Below are 6,000 nucleotides of genomic sequence, written 5' to 3'. Positions count from 1 at the left end.
GTCTGGCACTTTGATGCCGTAAGGGGGAGGTGTCCATCACATCGGGCTACGGGTTTACAGCAGGCGATGAACCCGTAGCCCGGCTCAGCAAAGCGCAAGCCGGGGGGTTAACGTTTACTTGATATAGGTAAAAGCGGTGGTGACGCGAGTCACGCCGCTTACCCGGCTGGCGATATCCGCCGCCGCGCGTCCTTCACGATCGGTAACCAGACCCATCAGGAACACTTCGCCATTTTCGGTTGTTACCTTCACGTTGGAGGATTTCACCTGGTCGGTACCCAGCAGCTGGGAGCGGACTTTGGTGGTGATCCAGGTATCCGAAGAGGCGGTACCTAAGCCGATCGGCTGGCCCTGACGAACCTCATTAAACACCTCCGTTGTCCCTTCTACGCCCATTGCGATTTGCTTCGCGCGCGCGGAGAGGTCTGGCGTTGGAGACTGACCGGTCAGCAGGACTTTACCCTGGTAGGCGGTCACGTTGATGCGGGCCTGTTTCTTAATTTGTTCATCTTTGGATAGCGCGCTGTTGACGCGTAGCTCCAGCGTGCTGTCATCCACCTGAGTACCTACCGTACGCGGGTCCGTCGCGGCTTTGGTGCCGACCGCTGCCGTGCCAACTACCGCTGCGGCAACGCATCCCTGAAGCAGTAGCGCAGACAGCAGAATGGCGAGGGGCGAGAGAGCCTTCATGTGTTCTCCTTAATCGTCCTGGTGTGGAAAAAGCGTGTTATCGATCAAATCGCACAGACAATTGACGGTGAGCATATGCATTTCCTGAATTCGCGCGCTGCGATGCGAGGGAATGCGGATTTCGACGTCCTGCTGCCCTAAGAGGCCAGCCAGTTCACCGCCGTCATAACCGGTTAACGCCACGATAGTCATATCGCGGGTGACCGCCGCTTCCACGGCTTTCACGATATCCCGGCTATTGCCGCGCGTAGAAATCGCCAGCAGTACGTCGCCGGCGTGTCCCAACGCACGCACCTGCTTGGCATAGATTTCATCATGCAGGCGATCGTTGGCAATTGCGGTTAAGACCACATTATCGGTATTTAGTGCAATGGCGGGTAAACCAGGGCGTTCAGTTTCGAAACGATTAATCATGCTGGCAGCAAAATGCTGTGCGTTGGCGGCGGAAGTGCCATTACCACAACAGAGAATTTTGTTGCCGTTCAGCAGCGATTGTACGAGCGTCATAGCTGCACGGGAGATGGCGTCCGGGAGTGCTTCCGCTGCTGCAATTTGGGTTTGAATGCTTTCGGTGAAGCAGGCTTTGATTCTGTCGAGCACGGGATCCCTTAATTCATTTTACCCATCATACTTCAGGTTGCTTGTGCGTTGGCTACGCTTGTTCGCCCGAATCACTGACTTGAGTCAGCTCATCGGGACTTTCTCGCTTGCCGCGTTACTCGGCCTGCGGTCTCGCCCCTTCGGGGCCAGCGCCAGCGCTGTTCAAAGCACAAGTGCTTTGTCCTGCAACTCCAATTATTTTGGGTATACGCTATTCGCCAAAGGCGTTTTTTAGCCATTGGATGTCGTTTCCGGTGAAGGCTACCACATCGAAACGGCAATCCACAGTCTCAAAGCTCCCATTCTGTCGGCAGAGCCACAGACGCGCGGCTTTGAGCAGTCTTTGTTGCTTTTGCGGCGTGACGCTGGAAGCGGCATCGCCGTAGCTTGCGCTGCGACGATAGCGTACTTCGACAAATACGGTGACGCTACCGTCGCGCATGATGAGGTCAATCTCGCCGCCGCGCTCGCGGACGTTGGCGGCGATAAAGCGCAAACCCTGGCGCTCCAGCCAGCGGCGCGCCTGCATTTCCCAGGCATCGCCGGTCTGTTTACTTAGTTGGCTGCGACGATTTGCCCACCCTGGTATTTGAGCCATGACAGTTTCCTGTTGATCACGCAATCCTGCGTGGCCGTAAGATCGCCGGTATTGCCGTTCAGCTCAAAGCCTGGCACCTGGCGCATCTGCGAGAAGTGGTTGGCCAGAGACCAGGCGTCGGCGCCCATGGCGTACAGGCGCGCCAGCGAGTAGTCGTTACGAACGGCGGCCAGCGCCTGCTGCTGCAGCGCCGGGTTGCTTCCCGCCAGCATCGGGATTTCGCTGTATTGCAGGCCTTCCATCTCCAGACGGAAGTCCGGGCCGGAGGTTCCCTGGGCGCTGCGGGAGCTGGCGTACAACGTCACGCCGCTCTGGCTACCGTTACGCAGGGCAATCATCGGCTTGACGTAAGCAATTTGTTCCGGTGTCGCCAGGATGTACGCGGCGTCGACGCCGCCGGTGCTGCTGACCGGCACATCGCTCGGGCTTCCCAGAGCGCTGTCCTGCGCTGACGGCAGGGTAGAAACCGGCGTACCGCTTAATGAAATACCGCTGTTAACGCTGCCGCGCAGCTCGGCCGTGGAACCTAAACGCTGTTGCAGTACCGTGCCGCCCCCCAGCTTCAGCCACTCATTGGCAAAGGCATTAACCACGCGATCGCCCAGCGCGCCGCGCGGCACCAGCAGCAGCGGAGTCTGTTTACCCTGATCGTGTATGTGGTGCGCCGCGTCGCGAGCTTCGTCTTCCGGAGAGAGGGCGAAATAGCAGATATTAACCCGGTTTTCGATTTTCTCCGGCTGGTTGAGCGCCAGCACGTTCAGCGAGGTATTGCTCTTGATGACCTGTTCGACGTTATCTTTCAGCAGCGGGCCGACGACGATGGTCGCGCCGTCCTGCTGTACCTGAGCCAGTAGCTGGCTCATCGGTTGCGTGGTGGTGTCATAGATTTTCAGCTCGGCGGCCGGGTTAGCCGGGATGGCGGACACAGCCTGAGTCTGCGGTGCCTGTACCGGCTGGCTGGTGGTCTCCGGCGCCGGGGCGGATGTCGCCTCCGGTGCGGTGACCGGCGCCTGAGCTTGCGCCTGGTCGGCAGCTGGCGTTTGTACTGGCGCCTGAGCGCTGTTCGTCGCCGTCAGATCGGTTACTTCCGCCTGCGACGGGCTTACCACTGCGCTATCGGTAACATTCGCCGCCTGGGCGACCTGGGCGACCTGGGCGACCTGGGCGGGCACCGCGCTTCCGGAAACGGCAGGCGCGCCGTTTTTCGCCGCTTCAAAGCCCTGCTGGATAGTCCGGCCAAAAATGGCCGCCTGGCCGTTAAGCGGCAGCAGCAGCGCGATTTTATTGGTCGATGCGGCCTGGTAGTTTTGCATATTGACGAGCTGCGTCGGCAGCATTTTCGCGCCCGGGTTTTGCGGATAGCGGGTCTGCCAGTCTTTGATGCCTGCTTTGAGCATTGTCGGATCGCTGCGGTTATCAAACCACATGCGCTGCAGGTCCAGCCAGCCCTGCAGAACGTTCTCGTCGGCGTTAATCACCAGCGCGTAGGCCTGATCTTTGGTCATCGCGGTGAGCGCTTTCCAGGTCGCGTCGATGTTCTTCTGCTTTTGCGCGGCCAGGCTCAGCAGCGGCTGCTGGGCGACCAGGGCCCGCAGCAGGTTCAGCGAAGGCTGCCCCTGGCTGGCGTCAATTTGCGCCTGCCAGTAGCGCGGCAGCTGGTTCTGCTCAAAGCTTGCCGGATCGAGTTTGCTCAGCAGCGCCTGCGCGCCCTGGAAGTCGTTCTGCGCCAGCTTCACTTCTACCGCCAGCAACGACCGTTCGCGACTTTGCGCAGCGTTAAGACCGGACGGCAGCTGGTTGAACAGCTCAACGGCCTGCGGTTTCTTACCTTCTTTCAGCAGTGCACGAATGGCGAGTAATTGCCAGTTGGTCTTGCTATCATTCGAGCTTTGCTGCATCTGTTGCAGATAGTAACTGGAGTCTGCCTGTGCCGTACCCTGCAAATACGCCGTGCTTTGGTCCGGGGTGTGGGTGCCGCAGCCGGCAAAGATCAGAGCGGCCAGCAGTACGGGCAGACAACGCACGGGTTTAGAACGAAGAAATGTTGACGGTACCATATGTGTCCAGTGATATTTTTTTGGCTCAATGCTCAATATTAATTCGGCAATACGGACGAGACAATGAAACAACACGAATCAGCAGATAATTCTCAGGGACAGCTCTATATTGTGCCCACTCCGATAGGGAATCTGTCTGATATCACGCAACGCGCGCTGGAAGTGTTGCAAGCCGTTGATTTAGTTGCGGCCGAGGATACCCGCCATACCGGTTTGCTGCTGCAGCATTTTGCGATTAACGCCCGGTTATTTGCGCTTCATGATCATAACGAGCAGCAAAAAGCGGAAACGCTGGTGGCGAAGCTAAAAGAGGGGCAAAACATCGCCCTGGTTTCCGATGCCGGAACGCCGCTGATTAACGATCCCGGTTACCATCTGGTGCGCACCTGCCGCGAGGCCAATATCCGCGTGGTGCCGCTGCCCGGCCCCTGCGCGGCGATTGCGGCGCTGAGCGCGGCGGGGCTGCCGTCGGATCGTTTCTGCTACGAAGGTTTTCTGCCTGCGAAGTCTAAAGGGCGTCGCGATACGCTGAAGGCGCTGGAAGAAGAGCCGCGCACCATTATCTTCTATGAATCGACCCACCGCCTGCTGGAAAGCCTGGAAGATATCTGCACGGTACTGGGCGAGTCCCGCTACGTGGTGCTGGCGCGGGAGCTAACCAAAACCTGGGAATCGATTCACGGCGCGCCCATCGGCGAGCTGCTGGCATGGGTGAAAGAAGATGAAAACCGCCGTAAAGGCGAGATGGTGCTGATCGTCGAGGGTTTTAAAGCGCAGGAAGAGGCGCTGCCGGCGGTGGCGCTGCGCACGCTGGCCCTGCTGCAGGCCGAGCTACCGTTGAAAAAAGCCGCTGCCCTGGCCGCAGAAATTCACGGCGTGAAGAAAAACGCGCTGTATAAGTATGCTCTGGAGCAGCAGGGGTAATACTGCGAATTACCGCCTTCCTGATAGCGCGTCAGGAAAGGCGGACTTGGCTATCTAACCGTTGCGGTGAGCGTCACTGAGCCGTGGAACGGGCCTGGCTGCAGTACTCCGCCGACCAGATTAATGGGTTGGGCTTGCAGCTGTACAGCGCCTGGAGCTGATTTATCTAAAGTTATCGATCCACCATTCATGGGTATATTGACGTTATGGCGCATCATAATACCAACATCAGCAACATTATCTGATTCCCTGCGGCGGGCTGCGAGCACGTACTGACTCACGACGTCATCACCCTGCACAACAAGTTCAAGAGTGTCAGATTTTTGATATAATGACGCATCCCCACAATCGTAGACAATATCAAACTTTACAGGCGTATATCCGTCAGGCATGTGGTCCTTAGTGGTGAATTTTGAGGCGCTGATTTGCCCAAGGTCGACCCGAATGACATCGCCTTCGTTAATCTTACAGCTTTGCGGAACGGTGATGCTGCCCTCGAGATAGATATCGGCAATATCTTTGTAGACGTTTTTTGCATAACCAACAGTGCTACTCCAGGCCGACTGGAGGGTAGCAATATGCGTGCTGGGGATCTCCATCCGGCCTAAAAAAGATTGCGTGACGCGAAAGGTAATGCTGACGTTACTGCCTACGGTAAATGTCCCGGCGCGCTGTTCGTCAGGATCCCCATTACATACGCCATTATCGTTTGCAGCCTTAAAATAACCTTCTCCCCTAACCGGTGAGTTTATGTTAGTAGGAACCGTAAGCGCCGATACGCCAGGTACATCGGTAATCACCGTTTTAATATCCAGATTATCATTTAATTTTTGAAATCCGGAATAGCCGGAGCTAGCTAACGGCGTGGTTGCTGAATAGTAGAGATTAACCCCGGTGTTGGCAGGACAGTCGCAAACCATTTTATAGCTACCGCCAGATGTGGTGCCGGAGGTCAGGTCTATTAAAGTCCCGGCGACGTTTTGCTCTTTTGTCCACTCGTTGGCAAAGCTGGTGGTAAAACTAACAGGCCCGCCTACGGCTTCGCAGCCGCCCATCGCCGCGCGTGCCGGTGCTGCGGCAAACAGGGCGAGAGCAATGCCGCCGGTTAAAAGATGAATCGCGTTTTTCATG

General features: G+C 57.2%; 6 protein-coding genes. 1 reads left to right on the top strand and 5 read right to left on the bottom strand.

The window, feature by feature from the left end:
- Positions 1–114: 114 nt before the first annotated feature.
- From dolP to ABLV12_RS08360, 4 genes are all read right to left on the bottom strand, one after another.
- Positions 115–690 (bottom strand): division/outer membrane stress-associated lipid-binding lipoprotein, encoded by a 576-nt coding sequence (gene dolP, locus ABLV12_RS08375; RefSeq protein ID WP_004106049.1) that lies wholly within the window; start codon positions 688–690, stop codon positions 115–117.
- Between the two features lie 9 nt (positions 691–699).
- The gene (gene diaA / locus ABLV12_RS08370; protein ID WP_002918211.1) at positions 700–1,290 is read right to left on the bottom strand and encodes a DnaA initiator-associating protein DiaA; all 591 of its coding nucleotides are present in this window, start codon (positions 1,288–1,290) and stop codon (positions 700–702) included.
- Positions 1,291–1,501: 211 nt separating this feature from the next.
- The gene (locus ABLV12_RS08365) at positions 1,502–1,888 is read right to left on the bottom strand and encodes a YraN family protein (protein ID WP_004106044.1); all 387 of its coding nucleotides are present in this window, start codon (positions 1,886–1,888) and stop codon (positions 1,502–1,504) included.
- A complete protein-coding gene (locus ABLV12_RS08360) occupies positions 1,846–3,945 on the bottom strand; it encodes a penicillin-binding protein activator (protein WP_348866976.1) in 2,100 nt (699 codons plus the stop codon). The genes ABLV12_RS08365 and ABLV12_RS08360 overlap by 43 nt, the downstream gene beginning before the upstream one ends.
- A gap of 63 nt (positions 3,946–4,008) precedes the next feature.
- On the opposite strand from ABLV12_RS08360, the gene rsmI reads away from it, so the two are divergent.
- Positions 4,009–4,869 (top strand): 16S rRNA (cytidine(1402)-2'-O)-methyltransferase, encoded by an 861-nt coding sequence (gene rsmI / locus ABLV12_RS08355; RefSeq protein WP_016809836.1) that lies wholly within the window; start codon positions 4,009–4,011, stop codon positions 4,867–4,869.
- A gap of 50 nt (positions 4,870–4,919) precedes the next feature.
- Here the strand turns inward: rsmI and ABLV12_RS08350 are convergent, their stop codons facing one another.
- On the bottom strand, positions 4,920–5,999 hold the full coding sequence (locus ABLV12_RS08350) for a fimbrial protein (protein WP_201506322.1): 1,080 nt from the start codon (positions 5,997–5,999) through the stop codon (positions 4,920–4,922).
- Position 6,000: the final 1 nt, after the last annotated feature.

Source organism: Klebsiella sp. CN_Kp100 (assembly GCF_040065315.1).
GTDB lineage: Bacteria > Pseudomonadota > Gammaproteobacteria > Enterobacterales > Enterobacteriaceae > Klebsiella > Klebsiella oxytoca.
Note: the sequence above shows the minus strand (reverse complement) of the source record. Positions and strands in the feature narration are given on the sequence as shown.

Excerpts from the sequence above, each read along its gene's own strand:
- dolP (WP_004106049.1), bottom strand. The coding sequence starts at position 690 with ATGAAGGCTCTCTCGCCCCTCGCCATTCTGCTGTCTGCGCTACTGCTT.
- ABLV12_RS08365 (WP_004106044.1), bottom strand. The coding sequence starts at position 1,888 with ATGGCTCAAATACCAGGGTGGGCAAATCGTCGCAGCCAACTAAGTAAA.
- ABLV12_RS08360 (WP_348866976.1), bottom strand. The coding sequence starts at position 3,945 with ATGGTACCGTCAACATTTCTTCGTTCTAAACCCGTGCGTTGTCTGCCC.
- rsmI (WP_016809836.1), top strand. The coding sequence starts at position 4,009 with ATGAAACAACACGAATCAGCAGATAATTCTCAGGGACAGCTCTATATT.
- ABLV12_RS08350 (WP_201506322.1), bottom strand. The coding sequence starts at position 5,999 with ATGAAAAACGCGATTCATCTTTTAACCGGCGGCATTGCTCTCGCCCTG.